General features: G+C 68.1%; 17 protein-coding genes. 12 read left to right on the forward strand and 5 right to left on the reverse strand.

Features of this window, described 5'->3' with window-relative positions; translation table 11 throughout:
* Positions 1–93 precede the first annotated feature (93 nt).
* The 4 genes from EAO72_RS37670 to EAO72_RS37685 all read left to right on the forward strand — a co-directional run bounded on the left by EAO72_RS37670 (position 94) and on the right by EAO72_RS37685 (position 6,204).
* Positions 94–882, forward strand: coding sequence for an ATP-binding cassette domain-containing protein (locus EAO72_RS37670; protein ID WP_148021488.1), 789 nt, complete (start codon positions 94–96; stop codon positions 880–882).
* Entirely contained in the window at positions 879–2,195 is a 1,317-nt protein-coding gene (locus tag EAO72_RS37675; RefSeq protein ID WP_148021489.1) for a sugar ABC transporter permease, read from the forward strand. The genes EAO72_RS37670 and EAO72_RS37675 overlap by 4 nt, the downstream gene beginning before the upstream one ends.
* A 414-nt stretch (positions 2,196–2,609) precedes the next feature.
* Entirely contained in the window at positions 2,610–4,535 is a 1,926-nt protein-coding gene (dxs, locus tag EAO72_RS37680; RefSeq protein WP_187285422.1) for a 1-deoxy-D-xylulose-5-phosphate synthase, read from the forward strand.
* A 163-nt stretch (positions 4,536–4,698) separates the two neighbouring features.
* A complete protein-coding gene (locus EAO72_RS37685) occupies positions 4,699–6,204 on the forward strand; it encodes an amino acid permease (RefSeq protein WP_148021491.1) in 1,506 nt (501 codons plus the stop codon).
* A 70-nt stretch (positions 6,205–6,274) separates the two neighbouring features.
* On the opposite strand, the gene EAO72_RS37690 is transcribed toward EAO72_RS37685, so the two are convergent.
* Positions 6,275–7,372 (reverse strand): LCP family protein, encoded by a 1,098-nt coding sequence (locus EAO72_RS37690; RefSeq protein ID WP_148021492.1) that lies wholly within the window; start codon positions 7,370–7,372, stop codon positions 6,275–6,277.
* A 306-nt stretch (positions 7,373–7,678) separates the two neighbouring features.
* Between EAO72_RS37690 and EAO72_RS37695 the strand changes: the two genes are divergently transcribed.
* The 8 genes from EAO72_RS37695 (at position 7,679) to EAO72_RS37730 (ending at position 20,369) form a co-directional block, all read left to right on the forward strand.
* Complete coding sequence (locus tag EAO72_RS37695; RefSeq protein ID WP_261991759.1) at positions 7,679–8,758, forward strand: PLL family lectin; 1,080 nt, start codon at positions 7,679–7,681, stop codon at positions 8,756–8,758.
* Between the two features lie 185 nt (positions 8,759–8,943).
* The gene (locus tag EAO72_RS37700; protein WP_261991760.1) at positions 8,944–10,050 is read left to right on the forward strand and encodes a PLL family lectin; all 1,107 of its coding nucleotides are present in this window, start codon (positions 8,944–8,946) and stop codon (positions 10,048–10,050) included.
* A 59-nt stretch (positions 10,051–10,109) separates the two neighbouring features.
* The gene (locus EAO72_RS37705) at positions 10,110–11,573 is read left to right on the forward strand and encodes a PLL family lectin (protein WP_261991761.1); all 1,464 of its coding nucleotides are present in this window, start codon (positions 10,110–10,112) and stop codon (positions 11,571–11,573) included.
* A 191-nt stretch (positions 11,574–11,764) separates the two neighbouring features.
* Entirely contained in the window at positions 11,765–12,991 is a 1,227-nt protein-coding gene (locus EAO72_RS37710; protein WP_148021493.1) for a CDP-alcohol phosphatidyltransferase family protein, read from the forward strand.
* Positions 12,988–17,463 carry a bifunctional glycosyltransferase/CDP-glycerol:glycerophosphate glycerophosphotransferase gene (locus EAO72_RS37715; protein ID WP_148021494.1) on the forward strand — a complete coding sequence of 1,492 codons (4,476 nt, stop codon included), beginning with the start codon at positions 12,988–12,990 and terminating at the stop codon, positions 17,461–17,463. Before EAO72_RS37710 ends, EAO72_RS37715 begins: the two co-directional genes overlap by 4 nt.
* Positions 17,464–17,476: 13 nt before the next feature.
* Complete coding sequence (locus tag EAO72_RS37720; RefSeq protein ID WP_148021495.1) at positions 17,477–18,262, forward strand: rhamnogalacturonan acetylesterase; 786 nt, start codon at positions 17,477–17,479, stop codon at positions 18,260–18,262.
* 74 nt (positions 18,263–18,336) lie between these two features.
* Entirely contained in the window at positions 18,337–18,999 is a 663-nt protein-coding gene (locus EAO72_RS37725) for a cadherin-like domain-containing protein (RefSeq protein WP_261991763.1), read from the forward strand.
* A 368-nt stretch (positions 19,000–19,367) separates the two neighbouring features.
* The gene (locus EAO72_RS37730; RefSeq protein WP_261991764.1) at positions 19,368–20,369 is read left to right on the forward strand and encodes a phosphodiester glycosidase family protein; all 1,002 of its coding nucleotides are present in this window, start codon (positions 19,368–19,370) and stop codon (positions 20,367–20,369) included.
* Positions 20,370–20,419: 50 nt separating this feature from the next.
* Here the strand turns inward: EAO72_RS37730 and EAO72_RS37735 are convergent, their stop codons facing one another.
* The 4 genes from EAO72_RS37735 to EAO72_RS37750 form a co-directional block, all read right to left on the reverse strand.
* On the reverse strand, positions 20,420–22,549 hold the full coding sequence (locus EAO72_RS37735) for a 3-hydroxyacyl-CoA dehydrogenase NAD-binding domain-containing protein (RefSeq protein ID WP_148021496.1): 2,130 nt from the start codon (positions 22,547–22,549) through the stop codon (positions 20,420–20,422).
* A complete protein-coding gene (locus EAO72_RS37740) occupies positions 22,546–23,772 on the reverse strand; it encodes a thiolase family protein (RefSeq protein ID WP_148021497.1) in 1,227 nt (408 codons plus the stop codon). Before EAO72_RS37740 ends, EAO72_RS37735 begins: the two co-directional genes overlap by 4 nt.
* Before the next feature lie 243 nt (positions 23,773–24,015).
* Positions 24,016–25,290, reverse strand: coding sequence for a ribonuclease D (locus EAO72_RS37745; RefSeq protein WP_187285343.1), 1,275 nt, complete (start codon positions 25,288–25,290; stop codon positions 24,016–24,018).
* A gap of 115 nt (positions 25,291–25,405) precedes the next feature.
* Positions 25,406–25,689, reverse strand: a 284-nt coding sequence (locus EAO72_RS37750) for a response regulator transcription factor (protein WP_261991765.1), incomplete at its 5' end; no start/stop codon positions are given.

Genomic DNA, 25,689 nt, shown 5'->3' on the forward strand with positions numbered 1-25,689 from the left:
CCCCCAGTACTTCAGTACGTCGACGCTGCCCGTCGTGGCGCGGCGTCTCCGCCGGTCAGGCGGCACATCCCCGCCGGTCAGGCGGCGAAGGAGATGGTTCACGTGTCACAGACGCCCGTGCTGGCGTTGCGTGGAGTCTTCAAGCGATTCGGAGCGGTCCAGGTCCTCTCCGGTGTCGATCTCGAAGTCCACGCCGGAGAAGTGGTCGCCCTGGTCGGCGACAACGGTGCAGGAAAGTCCACGCTGGTCAAGACGATCGCCGGCGTGCACCCCATCGATGAGGGCGTCATCGAGTGGGAGGGCGCGCAGGTGGACATCAACCGTCCGCACGACGCCCAGAACCTCGGCGTCGCCACCGTCTACCAGGACCTCGCGCTCTGCGACAACCTGGACGTCGTCGCCAACCTCTTCCTCGGTCGCGAGATCAAGAAGGGCGGCGTCCTCGACGAGGTCGCCATGGAGAAGCGGGCACAGGACCTCCTGTCCACGCTCTCCATCCGTATCCCCAGCGTCCGTATCCCGGTTGCCGCGCTCTCCGGCGGCCAGCGCCAGGTCGTGGCCATCGCCCGCGCCCTGGTCGGCAACCCCAAGATCGTGATCCTGGACGAGCCCACCGCGGCCCTCGGCGTCGAGCAGACCGCACAGGTGCTCGACCTGGTGGAGCGGCTGCGCGAGCAGAACCTCGGCGTCATCCTCATCAGCCACAACATGGCCGATGTGAAGGCGGTCGCCGACAAGGTCGCCGTGCTGCGACTCGGCCACAACAACGGCATCTTCCCCGTGGCGACGACCAGCCACGAAGAAATCATCGCCGCGATCACGGGCGCCACCGACAACGCCGTGACCCGCCGCAAGTCCCGCAGCGCGGAGGCATCCAAGTGAGTGAGACCAGCAAGACTTCGGCCGAGGTCCCGGCCCAGGCAAAGGCCACCGAGACCACCGAGACCACCGAGGCTCCCGTAGCGGCAGCCGGCGCGGTCAAGGTCGTCGACCCCCGCCTGCTCGTCCGCGAGCAGGGCTTCAAGGGCTACTGGACCGAGTTCAAGCGCAAGGTGCGCTCGGGCGAGATCGGCTCGCTGCCTGTCGTGGTGGGCCTGATCATCATCGGGATCGTCTTCCAGCTCGAGACCGGCAACTTCCTCACCTCGTACAACCTCGACCAGATCACGCTGTACGCGGCGGGCCCCGGCATCATGGCCGTGGGCATCGTCTTCGTCCTGCTGCTCGGCGAGATCGACCTCGCCGTCGGTTCCGTCGCGGGTCTCGCGGGTGCGGTCTGGGCCGTGGTCGGCACGGACCTGCCCGACGGCCTCGCCATCGTGGTCGGCATCCTGTCCGGCACGCTCATCGGCGCCTTCCACGGCATCGTCTTCGCCAAGATCGGCGTGCCCGCGTTCGTCGTGACCCTGGCAGGCTTCCTCGGCTGGGCCGGTCTGCAGACCTGGGTGATGGGCGACAAGTCCACCATCACGACCCCGCTCGGCAGCTTCGTCCGCGACCTGACCAGCTACTACTTCGCCGACGTCGCCGCCGCATACGGTCTCGCCGTGTTCGTGATCGTCGCCTTCTACCTCGCGCAGCTGCGTGACTCCGGCCGCCGCAAGGCCGCAGAGCTGCCGCACCGCCCGCAGAGCGAGATCATCCTGCGCACCGCGCTGCTCGCCGTCCTGTGCCTGCTCGCCGCGTACGCGTTCAACCAGGAGCAGGGCCTCCCGCTCTCCCTGGTGATCTTCCTCGCGATCCTGGTCATCACCGACTTCGTGCTGCGCCGCACCACGTACGGCCGTCAGATCTTCGCGGTCGGCGGTGGCATCGAGGCAGCGCGTCGTGCCGGTATCAACGTGTCCTGGATCCGCATCTCGGTGTTCATGATCTCCGGCACGCTCGGTGCGGTCGGCGGTCTCTTCCTGGCCTCCGCGACCGGCGGCGCCGACCGTTCGCTCGGTGGCGGCAACCAGCTCATGATGTGCATCGCCGCAGCCGTCATCGGTGGTACATCCCTGTTCGGCGGACGCGGCAAGGTCTGGTCCGCGCTGCTGGGCATCCTGGTCATCCAGTCGATCGTCCAGGGCCTGAACCAGATGAACCTGTCGTCGAACGCGATCCAGTACATGATCACCGGTGGCGTACTCCTCATCGCCGTGATCATCGACTCGGTCTCGCGCAAGACCCAGAAGACCGCGGGCCGCGCCTGACGCGTCACCTCACCGGGCCCGGCGGGGCCCGGTGACACGGCAACGCCCGACCGTGCCCGGCGCCCTTTCCAGGGCGCCGGGCACGGTCACGTACCGGCCCGGGCGGGCCGGCCCGCGCATGCCCGATGTCCGAGTGGGCGGGCGGAACATGACGGACTCCCCCCCCGGCAGGGCGCGGATCAGCGGGCGGCGTCGCGGCTTCGATTGCAAGGCGGAGGAGGGGGGGCGACGCGGAACGTCCTCGACCGACGACAACGCCGCAGGCGGAGTCGCAGGGCGTCGGGCGCCCGCGCCCTGCCGGGAGGGAGGCCGTTAGACTCAGCGGATCGGCATGCTCGACCAGCACAATCGCAAGGAGGCACGGTGACACAGCCGCGCGAAGCGCGTCAGGCGGTGACGGGCGAGGGATGGGATCTGCTGGCCCGCATCGGCGGACCGCGTGACCTGGACCGTCTCACCCCCGAGCAGCTGGAGCAGCTCGCCGAAGAGATCCGGACCTTCCTCGTCGACGCCGTCTCCAAGACCGGCGGACACCTCGGACCCAACCTGGGTGTGGTCGAGCTGACCATCGCCCTGCACCGGGTCTTCGACTCGCCGAAGGACAAGGTCCTCTTCGACACCGGCCACCAGAGCTATGTGCACAAGCTCCTCACCGGCCGCCAGGACTTCTCGAAGCTCAAGAGCAAGGGCGGCCTCTCCGGCTACCCCTCGCGTGCCGAGTCCGAGCACGACGTCATCGAGAACTCGCACGCCTCCACCGTGCTCGGCTGGGCCGACGGCCTCGCCAAGGCCAACGAGGTGCTGGGCAAGGACGATCACGTCGTCGCGGTCATCGGTGACGGCGCCCTCACCGGCGGCATGGCCTGGGAGGCGCTGAACAACATCGCCGCCGCCAAGGACCGCCCCCTCGTCATCGTCGTCAACGACAACGAGCGCTCCTACGCCCCGACCATCGGCGGCCTCGCCAACCACCTGGCGACCCTGCGCACCACGGACGGCTACGAGCGCTTCCTGGCCCGCGGCAAGGACCTCCTGGAGCGCACCCCCGTCGTCGGGAAGCCGCTGTACGAGACGCTGCACGGCGCCAAGAAGGGCCTCAAGGACTTCATCGCGCCCCAGGGCATGTTCGAGGACCTCGGCCTGAAGTACGTCGGCCCGATCGACGGCCACGACCTGGAGGCCCTGGAGTCCGCCCTCCAGCGCGCCAAGCGCTTCGGCGGGCCCGTCATCGTGCACTGCCTCACGGAGAAGGGCCGCGGCTACACCCCGGCCCTGCTCGACGAGGCCGACCGCTTCCACGCCGTCGGCAAGATTCACCCCGACACCGGCCTCCCCGTCGCCACCTCCGGCCTCGACTGGACCTCCGTGTTCGGCGAGGAGATGGTCAAGCTCGGCCACGAGCGCGAGGACATCGTCGCGATCACCGCGGCCATGCTCCAGCCGGTCGGCCTGACCAAGTTCGAGAAGGCCTTCCCGGACCGGATCTACGACGTGGGCATCGCCGAGCAGCACGGCGCGGTCTCCGCCGCCGGACTCGCCACGGGTGGCCTGCACCCCGTCTTCGCGGTGTACGCCACGTTCCTCAACCGGGCCTTCGACCAGGTCCTGATGGACGTCGCCCTGCACAAGTGCGGTGTGACGTTCGTCCTCGACCGGGCCGGGGTCACCGGTACGGACGGTGCCTCGCACAACGGCATGTGGGACATGTCGATCCTCCAGTGCGTGCCGACGCTCCGGATCGCCGCCCCGCGCGACGCCGACCAGGTCCGCGCCCAGCTGCGCGAGGCCGTCGAGGTCGACGACGCCCCGACGGTCGTCCGGTTCTCGAAGGGCGCGGTCGGCCCGTCGGTCAAGGCCGTCTCCACGGTCGGCGGCATGGACGTGCTCCGCGAGCCGGCCGCCGCCGCCCGCCCGGACGTCCTGCTCGTCTCCATCGGGGCGCTCGCTCCGATGTGCCTGGAGATCGCGGACCTGCTCGACGCCCAGGGCATCTCGACCACCGTCGTGGACCCGCGCTGGGTCAAGCCCGTGGACGAGGCCATGGCCCCGCTCGCGGCGAAGCACCGGGTCGTCGTCACCGTCGAGGACAACAGCAGGGCCGGCGGTGTCGGCTCCGCGGTCGCCCAGGCGCTGCGCGACGCCGACGTCGACGTACCACTGCGCGACTTCGGCATCCCGCCGGTGTTCCTCGACCACGCCTCCCGCAAGGAGGTCATGGCCGAGATCGGGCTGACCGCGCCGGACATCGCCCGCCAGGTCACCGGTCTGGTCGCCAGGCTCGACGGCCGCTACGAGACCGAAGCGGAGAGCCGCTCCGTGGTGGAGCCGGTCCGGGACTGACCCGGCTGCCGCCGCACTCCGATTGGGCCGGTCGCCCACCCCGTACGGGTGGTCCGACCGGCCCATTCGCGTGAAATACGGCCGTCCGCGGCGTGCTGTGGGCGTCCAGGGGCTCGGCGGGTCCGAATCATGGCGTACACGACGAGTGCGTGGAGGTACGCCGGTGAGCACGCAGCAGGACCTGCCCCCCAGCGGAGACGGACTGTTCAGGACCAAGACGGTCGAACAGTCGATCCGCGACACCGAGGAGCCGGAGCACGCCCTCAAGAAGTCGCTCTCCGCCCTGGACCTCACGGTCTTCGGAGTGGGCGTCATCATCGGAACCGGAATCTTCGTGCTCACCGGCAAGGTCGCCAAGGAGACGGCGGGCCCCGCCACTGCCATCGCCTTCGTGGTCGCGGGCGTCGTCTGCGCCCTGGCCGCCCTCTGTTATGCGGAATTCGCCTCCACGGTCCCGGTGGCCGGCTCGGCGTACACGTTCTCCTACGCCTCGCTCGGCGAACTCGTCGCCTGGATCATCGGCTGGGACCTGGTCCTGGAGTTCGCGCTGGGCACGGCGGTGGTGGCGGTCGGCTGGTCCGGCTACGTCCGTTCCCTGCTGGACAACGCCGGCTGGCATCTGCCGGACGCGCTCTCCGGCCCCGATGTGGCGGAGGGATTCGGCTTCGACATCCTCGCCTTCGTCCTGGTGCTGGTGCTGACCGTCATCCTGGTGCTCGGCATGAAGCTCTCCGCCCGGGTCACGACGGTCGTCGTCGCCATCAAGGTGGCGGTCGTCCTGATCGTGATCATCGCGGGCCTGTTCTTCATCGACACCGCGAACTACTCACCGTTCATCCCCGAGGCCCAGCCCCAGCCCTCCGGATCGGGCCTGGACGCCCCGCTGGTCCAGCTGATCTTCGGATACGCGCCCACGAACTTCGGCGTCATGGGCATCTTCACCGCCGCCTCCGTCGTCTTCTTCGCCTTCATCGGCTTCGACGTCGTGGCCACGGCCGCCGAGGAGACCAAGCTCCCGCAGCGCGACATGCCGCGCGGCATCATGGCCTCGCTCTTCATCTGCACGACGCTCTACGTCGCCGTATCGATCGTCGTGACCGGCATGCAGCACTACACCGAGCTGTCCGTGAGCGCCCCGCTCGCCGACGCCTTCAAGGCCGTCGGACACCCCTTCTACGCGGGCGTCATCAGCTTCGGCGCGGCCGTGGGCCTCACCACGGTCTGCATGATCCTGCTGCTCGGCCAGACCCGGGTCTTCTTCGCGATGAGCCGTGACGGCCTGCTCCCGCGGTTCTTCTCCAAGACGCACCCGCGCTTCCACACCCCGTACCGCCCGACCATCCTGCTCGGCGTGCTCATCGCGGTCATCGCGGGCTTCACCAGCATCAACGAGCTCGCCACGCTGGTGAACATCGGCACGCTCTTCGCCTTCGTGGTCGTCGCCCTGGGCGTCATCGTCCTGCGCCGCACCCGCCCCGACCTCCACCGCGCCTTCCGCACGCCGTGGGTGCCGCTGATCCCGATCCTGTCGGTCGCCGCGTCGGTCTGGCTGATGCTCAACCTGCCGGCGGAGACCTGGCTGCGGTTCGGCATCTGGATGGTCATCGGCGTGATCATCTACTTCGCGTACGGACGCGGGCACAGCCGGGTGAACCGCACCCGGGTGTGAACGACGCCGAAGGCCCCGGCCTGCCCGAGATGTCGGGCAGGCCGGGGCCTTCGTGTGATCTGCCGCCGGGTCAGCCGCCGGTGGCGGGGGACTTCTTGGCGGACTCCGGTATGGCGGAGTCCGTCCGGACCGCCTTCCAGAGGGTGTCGGCCTGCGGTTGCGCGGCCACCACCCGGTTCGGGTCGATCTTGTCGTAGGCGACGGGGAGCATGATGGTCTCCATCGAGGCCGGGTCGACGCCGTTCATGGAACGGGCGAAGCTGGTCAGCGACGTCAGCGAGGCGAGCCCCTCGTCCGTCGTCAGCGACTTGGTCGCGGAGTTGGCGATCTTGTAGGCGCTGGTCGGACTGCCCAGCAGATTCTGCTTCTTGACCTCGCTGAGGAGCGCGAACAGGAACTGCTGCTGGAGCCCGATGCGTCCGAGGTCGCTGCCGTCTCCGATGCCGTGCCGGGTGCGTACGTAGGCGAGCGACTGGGTGCCGTCGAGCTTGTGGGGTCCGGCGGTCAGTTCGAGGCCGGAGGACGTGTCGTGGATGTCCTGGGGGACGTCGACGGTGACACCGCCGATGGCGTCCACGAGCCCCTTGAACCCGGCGAAGTTGATCTCCAGGTAGTGGTCGATGCGGACGCCGGACATCTTCTCGACGGTCTTGACGACACAGGCGGGACCGACCTGGGAGTACACGGAGTTGAACATCTTGCGCTCCGCGGAAGGCACCTTGGTCCCGTCGGCCTTGGTGCACTCGGGCCGGGTCACCAGGGTGTCGCGGGGGATCGAGATGGCGACGGCCTTGCTGCGGCCCTCGGGGATGTGCACGACCATCGCGGTGTCGGACCGGGCCCCGCTGACGCTGCCCCCGCCGCCCAGCTCCTTGTTCTCGGCCCCGGCGCGCGAGTCCGAGCCGAGGACCAGGAGGTTCTGCCCGCTGGTCGGGAGCTTCTCGGGCCGGTCCTCGCCCAGCGCCTTGTTGATGTCGACGCCCTTGATGTTGCCGTCGAGCCGGCTGTAGAGCCAGTAGGCGGTGCCGCCGGCGGCGATGGCGAGAACGAGAACGGACAGCAGGACGGCCCGGCGTATGCGCTGTCCCCGCGTCCGCACGCGCTTGCGCCCGCGGGAAGGGGTTTCCGGGGAACTCCGGTGCCCGGGCGTGGTGGCGTCTTGGCTCATCCTGAGTGAGTCCTCACAACTTATGGCCTGGTCAGGGCGCAGATGATGGGATGGGACTCGGGTGGGGGGTCATGCCGGTCCGCGATTTCCTGGTGAGTGAGCACTATAGACAGTCGATCTGGTGTACGGACGAAGTCTGTGGCGTGACTGTGACATAGCGGGCGGACCGCGGAGCCGGGGCGCAGCGGCGAATCGTAGGCTGGTGAGGCCAGGGAAGTGTCTGCGCGCCGGGGCTCTAGGATGTGACAGCTTCGAAATGCTGTACGGGTTGTCGGAAGTCAGTTCTTGAAAAGGTGATCACAGACCATGCTCGGACAGGATGCCCGTGCGACCTCGAAGGTCGCGCCTGAAACCAAGGGGCTCCGCGGCATCTGGCTCACCCGGGGGAAGGACGCAAGGCTCACGTTGTACGTCCCCGGCAGTGGCGGTCTGCGACGCTGGACCGAGGCCCGTGCGGGAGGCCCGGACTGGGACGCCCCGGACGTCGTGCCGACGCCGGACCTCACCCATCTGTCCGTGACGCAGAACGCCGACGCCTATGTGCACTTCGCCGGTCGTCGTGAACGGATCACGGCCGACGGCGGCGTCGGCGTCGACATCGTGCACGCGATCCAGTACCAGACCGGTCGTCCGGTGTCGGCATGGAATTCGCTGGGCAGCCCTCACAAGGAAGCCGGCGTGGGGCGCAGGCTCGGTGCTCCGGTCGCCGTCGTCAGCAAGTCCGGCGAGACGCACATCGCCGTACGCAACGGCGGTAGCGGCATGATGATGCGTCGAGAGCGGCCCGACGGTAAATGGCGTGGTTGGGAAGACCTGCGCGGCAAGCACATCAAGGCCGAGCCCGCCGTGGTCGCGCTCAGCTCCGGATGCGTCGCTCTCCTCGCGTCGACGGACGAGGGTTCGCTCTACTGGGAGCAGGCGGAGCCCGGCGGCGGCTTCGGAGCTTTCCAGTCCTTGGACATCCAGCTGAGGCCCGGCTCGCTGACCGTGCTGGAGACGGCCCCCGGCCGCGCCACCTATTACGGGACCGATCCGGTGAACGGTGTGGTCGCCTTCCGTTCCGGGGCTGCGGCCCTGCCCCTTGGCGGTGCCCCCGGGGATGGCCCGAACGCCGTGATCCGTACGGTTCTGGACGGCCTCGACTGCACGGTGCTGGCCCACCGCGGCGTCAACGGGACCGCGGTGGTCGGTGTCGGGGTGACCGAGAACGAGAGCAACGGTCTGTGGTGGTCGGACACCGGTGTGCCTTGCCTGGCGACCCCGGCGCTGGCGCACGACGCCCAGGGCCGGCTGGTGATGGCGGTGGCCGGCCCGGACGGCGCCCCACGAGTGGCGCGCCAGACGGACGGGGCGGGGCTGAGCTTCGAGCAATGGCGCGAGCCCTGAGCTGTCGCGCTTGCCGCGATCGGCCGGGTGCAGCCTGGCAAGGCATGCGGGGTGCCCGCCGCCGACCGGGCACGCTTCCGAGGAGTGGAAGCAGCCATCCGTTCACGCGCCTGTTCCCGCCTATGATGTCTCGATTCTGGCCCTCGATAGGGGGGCCCGCTGCCCTGGAAGGTTGAGGACAAGCCATGCGGGGTGCCCTGCCCCAAGGGGGACGACGGGGCGGGCCTGCCGCCACTGATGCGGCAGGACCGCTCGGCCGAGTCCTGGGCGGTCCGTGGCTGCTGGTCGGCCAGGACGCCAGGCTCACTGCCTACGTGCACACCGAGGACGCGCTCCTCCGGTGGACGGAAGAGCGCGTGGGCGGTCCGCGCTGGTCGGGGCCGGACGCGTTCCCGGCGAAGAACCTGACGCACCTCACCGTGGTTCAGGGACCAAATCGCTACGCCCACTTGGTCGGACGCCGGGTGCGGCCGAAGGCCGACGGCAGATCGGCTGTGGACATCATGTGCGCCACTCAGTACCAGACCGGCCGCCCCGTGACCGAGTGGCGGTCGTTGGGTAGTCCCTTCAAGGACATTGACCGCTCCGAGCAAGTGGGGGCTCCCGCAGCTGCCGTGGCCGCCGGGGGCGCGCTGTACGTCTGCGTTCCCACGGCATGGGGAGGCGCGGCGCTGCGACGTGAGGACAAGCACGGGCAGTGGGAGGCGTGGCGAGAGCTCGACGTCGCCGGTGTTACCGACCAGCCTTCGCTCGCGGCGACGGCAGCCGGGCTGGTCGAGGTGCTCCTTCCCACCCGCGGGGCAGCTCTCCATCTGCGCCAGAACGATCCGGGCGGGCCCCTGGTCCGGGGATATGACGCCGGAGTGATCCCCTTGCCCGGCTCTGCGACATCCTTGGAGACCGCTCCTGGCCGGGTGACGCACTACCTGACCGACGTCCGTGGCACGGGGGTCGTCGCCTTTCGCGCCGGAAGCTGGCCGATGCCTCTCGGCGGAGCTCCCGGCGACGGGCGGACCGCGGCGCTGCGTGCGACGGTGGATGGTTTCGACTGCACGCTGCTGGCGTTGCGGGGTACGGACGGTGCGGTCCACGTGGGGGCCTGTGCGACCGAGGCGGAACGGGGCGGAATGTGGTGGACGGAAGGCGGGACGGCCTGCGTCGGAGACCCGGCGCTCGCGCTCGACGGACACGGGCGGGCGGTCCTGGCGGCTATCGGGAGTGACGGGCACTTCGTCCTCGCACGACAGACGGACGGGCCGGGCCTGACCTTGAGCGACTGGAGCCGGATATGAAACCCATTGCCGGTAACGGCCGGGTGGCCATAGTCGCGGAGTGCGCGAGCGACGCCGCAATGCTCCTCGCGGCCGAGAGGGCCGGTGGGGGCGAGATCAGTGTGATCTGTCTCCGGGACGAGGGCCGGCAAGGCCGGGCCGCCCTGGATCGCGCGTTTGCCGAGGCCTCCGGGCGCGGATGCCGGATGGCGGGCCCGCCTCGAATCGTGAACGACGAGCGCCGGACGGGCGTCGCCGAGCTCCTGAAGGAGCTGCGCGCGCTGCGACCCCAGCGGATCCTGATGCCGGACCCCGATCCGACCCATCGGGACTGGGACACGGATCTGGGCAGCCCCGTGTACGACGAGCCCCCCGAGCGCGCCGCGGCGGCCTTGCTCACGCTGCAGGCCGCACGCGAGTACCAGCTGGAGTCGTCGACTCCCCTTTTCGTGGACTGCATGCGTACGGCGGCGGCCCCCGCCGCCTTCAGCCCTCGTTATCCGGCTGTCACCGGCTGGCTGACCGAGGGCTTCGGTGGCAGGCTGACCGCGTTTCTGGCCTCTGCCGCCGGTGTACTGAGGTGGACCCAATCGGGGCAGCACGGTACTGCCTGGGACGGCCCGGAGCTTCTGCCGGGGCCGAGACTCATGCCCGGCCTCCGCGTGGTGCGGGACGTCTCTGGTCTGGCTCATCTCTTCGCGCTGCGCAGGACCGCCCGAAAGGATGGAGGCGAGGACATTGAGATCGTGCACGCCGCCCAGTACCGCACCGGGCATCCGCTCACTCCGTGGCATTCCCTGGGCAGCCCGAACGCCGGCGACGCGTACAAGAGCCGGGAGACCGGATTTCCCGCTGCCGGGTTCGACGCCCTGGGCGGCCTCGTGGTCTTCACAAGGAATTTTGGGCACAGCGTCAGCTATCGCGAGCAGCGGCCGGACGGGGTCTGGACCCCCTGGCGGCACCTCTCGGGTGTGCGCGTGGCCGACGAACTGGTGACGATCACTACGCACAAGGGAGAGATCGACCTCCTGGCGCGAGCGAGGGACTCGGATGGCGTCGTGCGCTGGCACCGCTCGGGGTACGACGGGGAGTGGATCGAGGACCGCGCGGTGCCGTTCGAGCCCCGCCCCGGAACCATGGCGGCGGGTCCCGAGCCGGGGACTGTTGTATTCCGCGACCTCCGGACCGGCGAGCCGTGTCTGTGGCAGGTGGGATCGACAGCACCGGTCCCCCTCGGCGGTTCCGGCGGGGAAGGGCCGCTCACGGGGGTGCGCGGTGTCGAGGTGGACGGTTGGGGCTACTCGTTGCTCGTGAGTTCCGACGGCGCTGGAACGTGTGCGGTCGGCGCGTTCCTCGAGGGCCGGCCTGACGGCGGGGTGTGGTGGAACAGCCTGGCCGGGAAAGCGACTTACGGGGTGGCGGTGGTCCGGGATCGTACCGGGATGGTCACGGTCGCGGCGGTCTCAGGAGAGGCAGAGCTCTCTGTTGCGAACCCAGAGTCACGAACAGGGGGCCTCGAGTTCGGCCCGTGGCACTCAGTGTAATGTTCATGGCCGGGTATGACCGTATGGCTTCGCGTGAGCGTCTAACAGTGATGAACTTCTGTTTAGATTTTGATAAAGTCCGCCAAGCCTTCATGTGAGGGACCCGTGGACATGTTGCGAAGATGAAGGCACCTCTGGCCTGAACTGCAGTGACCCGGGCTGGTTGCTGTCGTTCTCGTGACTGAGGGGTTATGGCCAAGCTGTCCTTGCGCGCTGTCCAGAAGCTGACATGCAAGAAGCGTGACGCCTGGTGGACGGTCCTCCTCGTTGATCCCCTCGCGACGCGCATGCTCATCGTCATGGCCCGGTTCCGCTTCATCACGCCGAACCGCGTGACCTGGGCCGCACTCTTCATCGGGCTCGGATCTGCGGCACTGTTCCTCAAAGGCGACACGCAGTCCCTGATCATCGGGGCCGCGCTCTACCACCTGAGCTTCATCTTCGACTGCATCGACGGCAAGCTCGCACGCCTCAAGGGCAACGGCACCGTGTTCGGCGGCTGGCTGGACTACGTCTTCGACCGCATCCGTGTGCTCTTCTGCGCCCTTGCGCTCATGGGCGGCCAGTATCTGCGGAACGGGGACGAGCGGTACCTGCTGGCAGCGCTGCTCGTCGTCTTCCTCGACATGCTTCGCTACGTGGACGCTCTGCAGATCTACAAGATGCGCATGTCCATGCGTACGAAGATCGAGAAGGTCACCCGAGAGAGGCAGGAGGCCGAACTCGCCGAAGCCGAGGCCACGACGGGCGCGACGGCGGTCCCGCAGATTCAGTTCATGGAAGACCTGCTGCGCGAGAATCCCGAAGCAGAGGCCGAGACGCTCAAGCAGCAGGTGGACGCCGATCACGTCGTGGACCTGCACGCGCAGTTCCGCCACCGTTTCCCCTGGTACCAGCGGTTCCGCCAAGCACTGCTCCGCAGCCGGATCCGGCCGCACCTGATCAGCGGCATCGAGTTCCAGATGTTCATCTTCATCGTGGGTCCGCTGGTCGGCCAGATCCTGATGACCACCCTTGTCTCCGCTGTGCTGCTCGGCATTTTCGAACTGATCATCATGTACAAGTTCTGGCTGTCCACCCGTGACTTCACCGCCGTCATGGAAGAACTGCGCACGGCCCCCACCGACGCGGGCACCATAGCCCCCCACCTGCACCGCGGTCGTCATCGCCGGGGAGTGCAGGATGAATTCCTGGCGGCCCAGAGGCTTGTCGAGCCGCTGCCCGACGAGGACCCGTACTTCCAGCCGTACCCCGAGCCGTACACGTTGCACGAACCGCAGGCCTGGGAACCCGGCGTGCAGACGGACGTACAACAGCCGGGGGACGGGTACGGCCCCAGCGGGCCGCACGTCACCGATACCTACCACCCGCTGTCCCAGCAATACGGATACCCGGGTGAGCGAGAGAGCGTCCGATGAACGAACGGGACAGCCCTGACGTCTGGGTGACAGTGGTCATCCCCGCCTACAACGCCGCGACGACCATCGGCAAGGCGGTCCAGTCGGCGGTCAACCAGACGTACGAGCTGGTCGAGGTCGTCATCGTCGACGACGCCTCGACGGACAACACGCTCGACGTCGTCGCGGGTTTCGCGGGTAACAATCCGCGGGTGCGTGTACTGCGCCGACAGCAGAACAGTGGTGGAGTCGGTGCGCCGCGCAACATGGGCATCGCCCAGGCCGCGGGCCGCTATGTGATGTTCCTCGACGCCGACGACGAACTGCCGCCGCGCGCTTGTGAACTGCTGTTGGCAAGCGCTCTGGAAACGGGCAGCGACATCACCGCGGGCAAGGCCGTCCGGATCAACCGGACCAGCGGCGACAGCCAGACATGGGCTCCCGAGGTCTTCGCGCTGGGACGCACCGTCCCCAACCTCACGGAATTCCCGTTGATGCTCACTGACCCGATCGCAGCGGCGAAGCTGTACCGGGTGGACTTCCTGCGGTCGCAAGGGGTCTATTTTCCCGAAGGCGTCTTCTACGAGGACACCTACTTCTCCACCGTGGCCGGCTGTCTGGCAGACGGGATCACGATCATCACCGATCCGGTCTACCGGTGGATGTGGGAGTCCGAAGGCACCTCGATCACCGGCCGGACGGGCGAACTCCGCAGCATCGCGGACCGGATCACGGTGCACCGCGCCACTGACGCGTTCCTTCTGGACCGCGGTCTGTGGCAGCTCAAGGTGCGCAAGGACTCCAAGTTCCTCGCACACGACCTTCGTCTCTACATGAGGGCACTCGCCGAGGGCGGCTCGGACTTCCAGCAGGGTTTCGCGCAGATAGCGAGCAACTACCTCTTCTCCATCAGCGAGGAGGCGTTCGAGCTGTGCGACCCCGTCGACCGGGTCCGTGCGTTTCTCCTCATGTACCAGGAGATCGAAGCGGCACTCACGACGCTGGACTACGCACAGCGCAAGAGCACGCTTTCGTCCTTCCTGGTTGAGGAGGAAGGACGCGTCTACTGGTCGGGCGACCACCTGCATCTGCCCGAGGCCCGGCGCATGCTCGATGTGACGGAACTCGGTCTGCCCGCCGCGAACCTCTCGCAGGTACCGCTCTTCGCTCAACTGGAGCACTGGTCGGTTGCGGGAGGGAAACTCCGCTTCGAGGGCAGTCTCGTCAACCGGTTCGGGCGGATAGCGGCGGGCGATGACCTCAAGCTCACCCTGGCCGTTCGCAACCGGCACACGAAGCGCGACCTCACCGCTGCGATATCGAGCACGGAGGTCGACGAACGGTTCGTGTCGTTTGACGGTCTGGTGCATCTGGAGTCCGTGCTCGGTCCGGACTTCTCCGAAAGTACTGTCTGGAACGTGTCCGTCATCGTTGAGTGGAAGCGGACACGCTCCCGGTCCCCGCTCAACGTGCGCGACGTCGACCTCTCCGATTTCTCCTTCCGGGCGCGGGGCCAGGACCTTGAGGGGTACCGCACCGTCAGCGGCAATCTCGCCCTGCGATGCGCCGCAGACGGGCGCAGGACGTTCGACGCGGAGCAGAGCGACCCGACCGCCCCCTGGATGTGGTGGCGGAACAAGATCTCTGCGCCTCTGCCGTACGTGACGGGCGACTACGATCTCGCGGTCGTCGTGCCCTGCTACAACGTCGAGAAGTACATCGACGACTGTCTTGGCTCGGTCGCCGCCCAGCGCGGCTTCGCGGAGACCCAGGTGATCCTCGTGGATGACGGATCCACGGACGCGACCTCCCGCATGCTCGACCACTTCGCCGGGTTCTACGCCAACGTGGTCGTGGTTCACCAGCAGAACGGCGGTCTCGGGAACGCCCGCAACAACGGCCTCGACCAAGTCACTGCTCCCTTCGTCACGTTCTTGGACTCCGACGACATCCTCGGCGAGGACGCCCTGGCGGAGATGCTCCGGGCAGCCCGGCGCGACGCATCAGACGTTGTGGTCGGTGACCTGGTCAACTTCCCGGACCGGCCCTACGGCCCCTGGAAGCAGTACTTCGGAGCGGGCGACCGAGTGGTGGACAACCTCGCGGAGGTGCCCGACCTGGTCTTCAGCGGTTCGGCCTGCAACAAACTCTTCAGGACCCGCCTGCTGCGCGATCTTGGCCTCCGCTTCGGGGAGGGCGTCCACTTCGAGGACGCATGGCTGACGCTGCCGGCCATGCTGCGCTCCCACGCCGTCAGCATCGTGGATCGGCCCGTCTACTACTACCGCGGTCGTCCCGACGGTTCGTCCATCATGGACTCTCTGTGGAGCAAGCCGGCGAACTACTGGGACCACCTGAAGCTCAACCACTTCCTGCTGAACATGTCGGCGGGTGAATCACCGGAAATTCGCAGGATATTCCAGAGGTATGTGACTCGCACGTACAAGGGATTCCTCTGCAATGCCCGCAATATGATGGGGAGATCGCAGCTCGAGCAGATATTCCCGGGTATCACTGCGCACTACGAGGATATTCCGGACGATGTGATCGACGAGTTCGTGACCAACCCGGCGCAGCAACTCGACCACTACGCGGCGAAGACGGGCAATTTTGCCCTGTTTGTCGCCCCCGAGGATATTCTGGAAAACGTCCCGTTGGTCGTGCATGTGGATGACCAGGGCTTCTACCGCATGTTCGGAAATCCAGTACGGCAGTCGAGTGCGGCCCGCGTGAAGGATCCCAACGTCGTTGTGGAATCGGTGCGCTCGCGTGGGTCCGTTCTGGTTGTGGAGGGCTGCATGTCCTTCCCGGGCATGAACATCGACTCGAAGTTCGTCAACCGCCTGGAGTTCGTCCATCAGACGCGCGCGGAGAAGATCGTAGTACCGCTTCGCCAGATCTACAGGCGTGATCTCAACAATGCCAGGAATGGCAAGGATGTCTATGCCGGCTGGTATGCGGAGATTCCGTCGAACCTGCTCGTCCGGGGAGGCTTCAAAGCGGGGGACTTCCGGTTGCGCGTGCATTCACCGGACGGAAAGCGTCACCGAAATGTGGTGATGAAGGCGCGTCTGCCGCTGCACCGTCTCAAAGGGATGGGTGAAGTGGGTGATCACTCGTACATGATGACGATTGGCGACAGTGACTCCCTGCACTTCAGGCTGATCGGCCGTACGGTGAAGGCTCGTCTGAAGCAGACTCTCTGGCGGACTGCGCGTGAACTAAGGATTATGAAAAGGCGGAACCCGGGCTGGAGGATGAGGCTGGCCTACTGGCTCGTTTATCCCCTGTTGCACGGGCGCGAGATATGGATCATCGGCGAACGTTCCGACACGGCACAGGACAACTCGTATCACTTCTTCAAGTGGATCAGGGAGAACCGGAAGCGTTGTCGTGCCTACTACGTCATCGACGGTGACTCTCCTGACTTCGCGAAGGTCAGCCCCTATGGAAATGTGCTGAAACTCGGCTCGTGGAAGCATCGCATGTACCTGCTCCACGCGACCAAGCTCATCGGGGCTTATGATTCCGAGTCCTACCTGGTCCCGCAGGGCTACCGGAAGGCTCTGTACCTGCACCGGTTCGGCGAACTGATCCGCTACCAGCGCATATTCCTGCAACACGGAATCACGTACAACGACGTGACCAGTGGTGCCTCGCAGTGGGTCACAAGCTACGACATGATCATTACCGGCGGGCGTCAGGAGCGCGAGTTCTTCGCTGAAGAGGCGGGGTATGGGGCTAGGGCGGTTCTCGCCGGATTCACCCGGTTCGACGCCCTGCGCAAGGAGCCGAGGGAGCGCCCGAGGATCCTTCTCATGCCCACCTGGCGCCAGTGGATTGTCACGGCCTCTTACAAAAAGGGCGCGGGCCCCGCGAAGACGTCGTTCACGCAGTCCGAGTACTTCCGGTTCTACCGTGCGCTGCTTTCCGACCCCCGGCTGACGAAGGCGCTGGAGCATTTCGGAGTCGATCTGGAGTTCTTCCCGCACTACGAGATCCGGCCCTACCTGCATCATTTCCAGCTCGAGTCGCCTTCGATCATCGTGGCCGATCCGCAGTCGCGGAATGTGCAGCAGGCGATGAAGGAGTGCTCCCTGATGGTGACGGACTATTCGTCCGTGTTCTTCGACGTGGCATACATGGACACCCCGATCGTCTATGTCCCGTTCGACGAGGAGGATTTCTACGGGCGTCACTACAAGCGAGGCTATTTCAACCTCTCGGACGACGGTTTCGGTCCGGTCTGCCGCACGGTGGACGGGGCCGTGAATGAAATCATCGCTTCGATCAGGAATCGATTCGTCGTGCAATCTCCTTACCGTGAGCGGGCCGAGCAGTTCTTTGCCCACCGAGACCACGGGAACTGCGAAAGAGTCTTCGAGGCGATCGACGGTCTGGGATCCGTGGGCGCCAGTTCACTGGCCCCTCCGGGGCCGGTGGTCCCGGGGCATGTGCGGCAGACGGAGAAGGTGTGGGGAAGTGCTGCCTGAGAACCACGGGGACATGCAACACACCTATCGGATCTTCATCGCCGGTGATTCGACTTCAGTCGACAGAGAAATGAGCCGGGCGCCGATGACAGGGTGGGGGCAGGCGCTTCCCCTATTCTTCGACCGCCGGGTCGACATAGTGAACTGCGCCCGGGCAGGTGCCAGTTCCCGTACGTTCAGCGAACGCGGCCGACTGGACTGGATCCTTGAGAACATCGCGCCGGGCGACTACATGCTCATCTCGTTCGGCATCAACGATGCCAAGCCCGAGAAATGGCTGAGAACCGAGGCGTTCGGCGACTTCCGGACCTGTCTCCGCCGTTTCGTGGATGGTGCTCGTTCGCGTAACGCTCATCCGGTACTGGTGAGCACTCACGAACGGGACACGTACGACGTGCACGGAAACCTGTCGCGAGAACATGTGGAATACGCCATGGCGATGAGTGACGTCGCCGTCGAAACCAGTACGCCGTACATCGACCTGTACCACCAGAGCCTCTCGTGGTGGACCGACCTCGGAGACGAAGGCACCCGTTCGTTTTTCGTGCACCTTCGGCCGGGTGAGCATCCCAATTACCCCGACGGCTTCGACGATCCAGGGCACCTGGTTCCTGCCGGAGCCATCGCGTGCGCCCGTTTCGTCGCCTACTCCCTCGTTGCGCAGCAGATCGTCCCGCCGAATTGGGCCGTTGATCTCGACCGGCAGGATTTCCCGGCCACGGCGGTGACCTGGCTCGACGACGAGACGCACGCCGCCCTGACACGGGCCCGGACCGTCGGCGCGGGGGCGGAGCTGTGACGGACACGCGGCGGATGTACCCGATCGCGCGTCTGAGGAGCGTGCAGCCCGGCCACCCGGCCATCGTGTGCACAGTGGAGCTCTACGGCGACAAGGACCCGGCGCTTCCACTGAGGCCGGGTGAGACGGCCGAGTTCGAGTTCAGGGTCATACCCGAGGGGCCGGGTTCGCGCTACTACGGTTACTTGATGGTCGAGTCCTTCGACGAGGCGGCAGTGGTGGAACGCGCCGCGGGCATGAGCCTTCTCGCAGTGGGCGACCGGTATGCGACCTCCACTGTGCCGGGGGAGGAGAGGACTGCCCGGTTCGCGCTGAAGGTCCGCGAGAAGGTGGCCCGGGACGCCTTCTTCGTTCCGCAGCTGCGGGCGGGCATCATCGCCGACGGGGGAAGCAGCCTTACGGCGAGCACCCGGTCGATCAAGCAACTCGGCTACCGGATCGCCTCGTTCCCGGCCCAGGGGAGAAAGCTCACGGTGCCGCCGGGGTACCGGGGCGTGCTCGACGGTCTTACGGACGGACTGGGTGAGGGCGCGCGACTCGTCGGCGTCGGTCCGGCCCGCTACGGAGACACCGGTGTGGGCCGGGACGGGTTGGTCACCTACAGCCCGGTCAGCGGTTTCGCGGGCTACGACTCGTTCGACTACGTACTCGCCGACGCGACGGATCGGCTCACGCGCACGCAGGTCACCGTCTTCGTGGGTGATCTGAGCGCGACACCGGGGGTAATCGCGGGCTGAGACCCGCAGCGAGGGCCGGTGGGATGAGTCCACGGATCGAACCGTTGAGTGCGCGTGGGGGCAGTGTGGCACCGGCAGGCCGTCGGATCGGCGTGTGCGCCCTGGTCATCGGCCTCGTGGCGGGGTGCGGCCCGGGAGCGGGTCACGGCGGCAGCCCAGGCGTTCCGCCCCCGGAACGTCCCGCGGCATCGGCTGCCGGCGTGCCCGCCCCGGCCTTGCCGGACGGAGTGCGACTCACCCGCTCCACCCGACGGCTCGCTGACGGAAGCCCCGTCCGGATCAGCGCCATGGCCCTCTCGCCCGATGCGCGAGTGACGGTGAAGGGCGTGCACGGCAGGAGCCTTGCCACGGCCGAGACCGTGCGGCGTATGGCCCATGAGGTTGGTGCCTGGGCTGCGGTGAACGCTTCGTACTTCGACATACGCGGTGGGCCGGCGTTCAGCGGCTACGAGGGGGACCCGCTCGGCGTGTACGCGACGGGGGGAAGCCTGCTGAGCGAGGCGGCGCAGGGGCGAACCGCCCTGATCCTGGGCGGCACCCGCGCGCGACACCGCATCGACGAGATCACCACGTCCTCGTCCCTCGTCGCGTCCGACGGCGCGCACCGGGAACTGGACGGGATCAACAGGGTGCCCGGGCGCATCGTGGGCTGCGGGGGTGTCGGCGGCGATCGCCTTTCCCGCACGGGGGAGCTGGTCTCCTTTCCCGTCCACAACCAGTTGTGCGTGGACCCGGACGAGATCGTGGACATCGGGGCGGCGTGGGGCGTTTCGTCGCCCGAGGGCGGCAAGGACAGCCAGGACGCCCTCATCGACCGCACGGGGAGGGTTTCCGCACTGCGGGTTCCCGCGGGGGGCCGGATCCCGCCGGGGGGACGCGTCCTGTCCGGGATCGGCAAGGGCGCGGCGTGGCTCGCACGCCATGCGCGGCCCGGTGCGACCGTCACGGTGACTTCTGCCATGTACGACAGCCGGGGCGCACGCCTGTCAGGAGCGCAGAGCTCGGTCGTCGGGGCGGGTCCCTCACTGGTCCGTGACGGACGCATACGGATCAACGCCGAGGCCAACGGGTTCTCCCGCACCGCGCTGACGCGGCGGGAGCCCAGGACCGTGGCGGGCATCACCGCGGACGGAACCCTGCTCCTGGTGACGTTCGACGGACGGAGGCCCGGCATCAGCGTCGGCGTGTCCCTCCAGGAGGCGGCGGACATCCTGATCTCGATGGGGGCGACCGACGCCCTCAACCTGGACGGCGGAGGATCGACGACGATGGTGGTCGAGGACAAGGTGTGGAACCGGCCCACGCAATCGCCCGGTGGTCCTCGGACGGAGCGAGCGGTGGCCACGGCCCTGGCGGTGATCACCGAATGAACTGCGGCCCGGCACGTGGGTGCCGGGCCGCAGTTCAAGGAAGGGGCACGCTACGCCGGAACGCTCGCCACGCCCCGCTCCAGGAACGTCTTCCCGTTCACCCGCTCCGAGACACCCTCGCGGTCCAGGTACGGCGTGATGCCGCCCAGGTGGAAGGGCCAGCCCGCGCCCGTGATCAGGCAGAGGTCGACGTCCTGGGCCTCGGCGACGACGCCCTCGTCCAGCATCAGGCCGATCTCCTGCGCCACCGCGTCCAGGACGCGGTCGCGGGCCTGCTCCTCGGACAGGACGGTGTCGCCCTGCTTCAGGAGTGCGGCGACCTCCGGGTCCAGCTCCGGCTTACCGGAGTCGTAGACGTAGAACCCGCGCTTGCCGGCCTTGACGACAGCGGCCAGGTTCTCGGAGACCGTGAAGCGCTCCGGGAAGGCGCGGTTCAGGGTCTCGGAGACGTGCAGGCCGATGGCCGGGCCGACCAGCTCCAGGAGGACCAGCGGCGACATCGGCAGGCCGAGGGGTTCGACGGCCTTCTCGGCGACGGCGACGGGGGTGCCCTCGTCGATGATGTTCTGGATCTCGCCCATGAAGCGGGTCAGGATGCGGTTGACGACGAACGCCGGGGCGTCCTTCACCAGCACCGCGGTCTTCTTCAGCTTCCGCGCGACACCGAAGGCCGTGGCCAGCGAGGCGTCGTCCGTCTGCTCGCCGCGGACGATCTCCAGGAGCGGGAGGATCGCGACCGGGTTGAAGAAGTGGAAGCCGACGACCCGCTCGGGGTTCTTCAGCTTCGACGCCATCTCGGTGACCGAGAGGGACGAGGTGTTGGTGGCGAGGATCGCGTGCGCCGGGGCGACCGCCTCGACCTCCGCGAACACCTGCTGCTTGACGCCGATCTCCTCGAAGACGGCCTCGATGATGAAGTCGGCGTCGGAGAAGCCCTCCGCCTTGTCCAGCACACCGGAGACCAGGGCCTTCAGGCGGTTGGCCTTGTCCTGGTTGATGCGTCCCTTGCCGAGCAGCTTCTCGATCTCGGCGTGGACGTAGCCCACACCCTTGTCGACGCGCGCCTGGTCGATGTCCGTCAGGACGACCGGGACCTCCAGGCGGCGCAGGAACAGCAGGGCGAGCTGGCTGGCCATCAGGCCCGCGCCCACCACGCCGACCTTGGTGACCGGACGGGCCAGGGCCTTGTCCGGGGCACCGGCCGGGCGCTTGGCGCGCTTCTGGACCAGGTTGAACGAGTAGATCCCGGAGCGCAGCTCGCCGCCCATGATCAGGTCCGCCAGGGCCTGGTCCTCACGGTCGAAGCCGGCGCCCAGGTCGCCGTCCTTGGCCGCGGCGATGATCTCCAGCGCGCGGTACGCGGCCGGGGCGGCGCCGTGCACCTTGGAGTCGGCGATGGCCTTGCCGCGGGCGACGGCCTGGTCCCAGGCGTCACCGCGGTCGACCTCGGGGCGCTCCACCGTGAGCGTGCCGTTCAGCACGTTCGCGGTCCAGATCAGCGACTGCTCCAGGAAGTCGGCGCCCTCGAAGAGCGCGTCGGCGATCCCGAGCTCGAAGACCTGCTTGCCCTTGAGCTGCCGGTTCTGGTTCAGCGAGTTCTCGATGATCACCGAGACCGCGCGGTCGGCACCGATCAGGTTGGGCAGCAGCGCGCAGCCGCCCCAGCCGGGGACCAGACCGAGGAAGACCTCGGGCAGCGAGAACGCGGGCAGCGCCTTGGAGACGGTGCGGTACGAGCAGTGCAGACCGACCTCGACACCGCCGCCCATCGCCGCGCCGTTGTAGTACGCGAACGTCGGGACGGCGAGGCCGGAGAGGCGGCGGAAGACGTCGTGACCGCCCTTGCCGATCGCGAGCGCGTCCTTGTGCTCCTTCAGCAGCTCGACGCCCTTGAGGTCGGCGCCGACCGCGAAGATGAACGGCTTGCCGGTGATGCCGATGCCGGTGATCGCACCCTCGGCGGCCTCCTTCTCGACCTGGTCGATCGCGGCGTTCAGGTTCGCCAGCGACTGCGGTCCGAAGGTGGTCGGCTTGGTGTGGTCCAGGCCGTTGTCCAGCGTGATGAGGGCGAAGCGGCCCGCACCGGCCGGGAGGTCCAGGTGGCGTACGTGCGCCTGGGTGACGACCTCGCCGGGGAACAGCTCGGCCGCACCCTTCAGAAGCTCAGTGGTGGAGCTCACTTGTCGCCTCCGGCGGTGTTGAAGTGCGGGTTCTCCCAGACGACCGTCGCGCCCATGCCGAAGCCGACGCACATGGTCGTCAGGCCGTAGCGGACCTCCGGCTGCTCCTCGAACTGGCGGGCCAGCTGGGTCATCAGCCGGACGCCGGAGGAGGCCAGCGGGTGGCCGTACGCGATGGCGCCGCCGTACTGGTTGACGCGGGCGTCGTCGTCGGCGATGCCGTAGTGCTCCAGGAAGGCGAGCACCTGCACGGCGAACGCCTCGTTGATCTCGAAGAGACCGATGTCCGAGATGGACAGGCCGGCCTTGGCCAGGGCCTTCTCCGTGGCCGGGATCGGGCCGTAGCCCATGACCTCCGGCTCGACGCCGGCGAAGGCGTAGGAGACGAGGCGCATCCTGACCGGGAGGCCCAGCTCGCGGGCGACGTCCTCGGCGGCGAGCAGCGAGGCGGTGGCGCCGTCGTTGAGACCCGCGGCGTTACCGGCCGTCACGCGGCCGTGGGCACGGAACGGGGTCTTCAGACCGGCCAGGGACTCCATCGTGGTGCCCGGACGCATCGGCTCGTCGGCGGTGACCAGGCCCCAACCCGTCTCACCGGCCTCCGGGTTGGTGCGGCGCACGGAGACCGGCACCAGGTCCTGCTGGATCTTGCCGTTGGCGTACGCCTTCGCGGCCTTCTCCTGCGAGCGCACGGCGTACTCGTCGGCGCGCTGCTTGGTGATCGTGGGGTACCGGTCGTGCAGGTTCTCCGCGGTCATGCCCATGAACAGGGCGGACTCGTCGACCAGCTTCTCCGACACGAAGCGCGGGTTCGGGTCCACGCCCTCGCCCATCGGGTGGCGGCCCATGTGCTCGACGCCACCGGCGACGACGACGTCGTACGCGCCGAAGGCGATGGAGCCGGCCGTCGAGGTGACGGCGGTCAGGGCGCCCGCACACATGCGGTCGATGGAGTAACCGGGGACCGACTGCGGCAGCCCGGCCAGGATTCCGGCGGTGCGGCCGAGCGTGAGGCCCTGGTCACCGATCTGCGTGGTCGCGGCGATGGCGACCTCGTCGATCAACGCGGGGTCCAGATCCGGGTTGCGGCGCAGCAGCTCCCGGATGGCCTTCACGACGAGATCGTCGGCGCGGGTCTCGTGGTAGATGCCCTTCGGGCCCGCTTTGCCGAACGGGGTGCGGACGCCGTCGACGAAGACGACGTCCCGGATGGTACGAGGCACGGTGGCTCTCCTCCAGGGTGCGGGATGGCACTGCTGCGGGGCACGCCCGGGAGCGTGCCGCCACCCTCATGCTACTTGCGGGTAACCAGACTGCCCAGTCCTTGCGGCGGGAGCGGCGAAGGTCACATACGCGAAATGGCCCGGACGCCCCGAAAGGGGGCCGTCCGGGCCATGTGGAGAACGATGCGCATGGGCCGCGGGCCGCGCCAACCTGGCGTGAATGCGACCCTGTCACATGCCTTCTCAGGCCTCCGAAGCGAGCGCGCGCAGCAGGATGGGGGCCACTTGTTCGATCTGCCAGCGCCGCGCGCCGTAGCCGGCGAGTGCGTTCTCCACCGTGTCCGGCGTGAGCTTCTTCGGCGGTTCCCAGCACACCCGGCGCACGGTGTCGGGGGTGATGAGGTTCTCCTGCGGCATGTTCAGCCGCTCCGCGAGCTCGGACACGGCCGTGCGGGCGGCCGACAGCCGGGCCGCGGCGGCCGGGTCCTTGTCCGCCCAGGCGCGGGGCGGCGGCGGTCCGGCCAGCGGCTGGCCGGGCTGCGGGAGCTCCGCGTCGGGCAGTTCCTTCGCCCGGTCCACGGCGGCCTGCCACTGCTCCAGCTGACGCCGGCCCATGCGGTGGCCGAAGCCGGGCAGCGCGGTCAGCGCGTGGGCGTTGGGCGGGAGCGCGAGGGCGGCCTCCACGATCGCGGCGTCGCCGAGCACCTTTCCGGGCGAGATGTCGCGGCGCTGAGCGATCTGGTCGCGCATGGTCCACAGCTCCCTGACCACCGCCATCTGCCGGCGCCGGCGGACCTTGTGCATGCCGGACGTGCGGCGCCACGGATCCTGGCGCGGGGGAGCGGGCGGTGCCGCGGCGATGGCGGAGAACTCCTCCCGCGCCCATTCCAGCTTGTCCTGCCTGTCGAGCTCCTCCTCCAGGGCGTTGCGGAGGTCGATCAGCAGCTCGACGTCGAGTGCCGCGTAGCGCAGCCAGGGGTCGGGCAGCGGGCGGGTCGACCAGTCGACGGCCGAGTGGCCCTTCTCCAGGGTGTAGCCGAGCACGCTCTCGACCATCGCGCCGAGGCCGACCCGCGGGAAGCCGGCCAGCCGCCCGGCCAGCTCGGTGTCGAAGAGCCCGGTCGGCGTCATCCCTATTTCGCGCAGGCAGGGCAGGTCCTGGGTCGCCGCGTGCAGGATCCACTCGGTGCCGCGCAGCGCCTCGCCCAGCCCGGACAGGTCGGGACAGCCCACCGGGTCGACGAGCGCGCTGCCCGCGCCGTCACGGCGCAGTTGTACGAGATAGGCGCGCTGTCCGTACCGGTAACCGGAGGCGCGCTCGGCGTCCACGGCCACCGGGCCGGAGCCCGCGGCGAAGGCGGCGATCACCCGGGCGAGGGCATCGTCGGAGGCCACCACCGGTGGAATGCCCTCGCGAGGTTCGAGCAAGGGGATCGGCGCCGGGGCGACGTCGTCCGGGGGGGCGCCCCCGGTGGTTCGCAGTGAAGTGTCTGCTGCGGTCTCTTGGGCGTCGGTCACGTATCAAGGGTATCTGTGTATGCGCGGCGCCCGTCGACGGAATGATCCGTCGGCGGGCGCCGATGCATGTAATCCAGCCGGATCCGCATTTCTGCACACCGGCGGGGGTGCGGAATCAGTGGATGATGCCCGTCCGCAGGGCGACGGCGACCATGCCTGCGCGGTCTCCGGTGCCGAGCTTGCGGGCGATTCGGGCGAGGTGGCTCTTGACGGTGAGGGCCGACAGGCCCATGGAGACACCGATGGCCTTGTTGGACTGCCCTTCGGCGACGAGCCGCAGGACCTCCACCTCGCGGCCGGACAGTTCGCGGAGTACCGCACGGGCCGGCTGCTGGGCGTGCAGATCGTGGGCCGGGAGGGTGCGGCGAAGCGGGTGGACGTGGCGGCGGTGGCGCTCAC

The sequence above is a fragment of the Streptomyces sp. OR43 genome, from assembly GCF_008042275.1.
GTDB lineage: Bacteria > Actinomycetota > Actinomycetes > Streptomycetales > Streptomycetaceae > Streptomyces.

Coding starts and splice junctions, on each gene's coding strand:
- EAO72_RS37670 (WP_148021488.1), top strand. CDS start 94: ATGGTTCACGTGTCACAGACGCCCGTGCTGGCGTTGCGTGGAGTCTTC.
- EAO72_RS37690 (WP_148021492.1), bottom strand. CDS start 7,372: ATGAGCCAAGACGCCACCACGCCCGGGCACCGGAGTTCCCCGGAAACC.
- EAO72_RS37695 (WP_261991759.1), top strand. CDS start 7,679: ATGCTCGGACAGGATGCCCGTGCGACCTCGAAGGTCGCGCCTGAAACC.
- EAO72_RS37700 (WP_261991760.1), top strand. CDS start 8,944: ATGCGGGGTGCCCTGCCCCAAGGGGGACGACGGGGCGGGCCTGCCGCC.
- EAO72_RS37705 (WP_261991761.1), top strand. CDS start 10,110: ATGCTCCTCGCGGCCGAGAGGGCCGGTGGGGGCGAGATCAGTGTGATC.
- EAO72_RS37710 (WP_148021493.1), top strand. CDS start 11,765: ATGGCCAAGCTGTCCTTGCGCGCTGTCCAGAAGCTGACATGCAAGAAG.
- EAO72_RS37715 (WP_148021494.1), top strand. CDS start 12,988: ATGAACGAACGGGACAGCCCTGACGTCTGGGTGACAGTGGTCATCCCC.
- EAO72_RS37720 (WP_148021495.1), top strand. CDS start 17,477: ATGCAACACACCTATCGGATCTTCATCGCCGGTGATTCGACTTCAGTC.
- EAO72_RS37730 (WP_261991764.1), top strand. CDS start 19,368: ATGGCCCATGAGGTTGGTGCCTGGGCTGCGGTGAACGCTTCGTACTTC.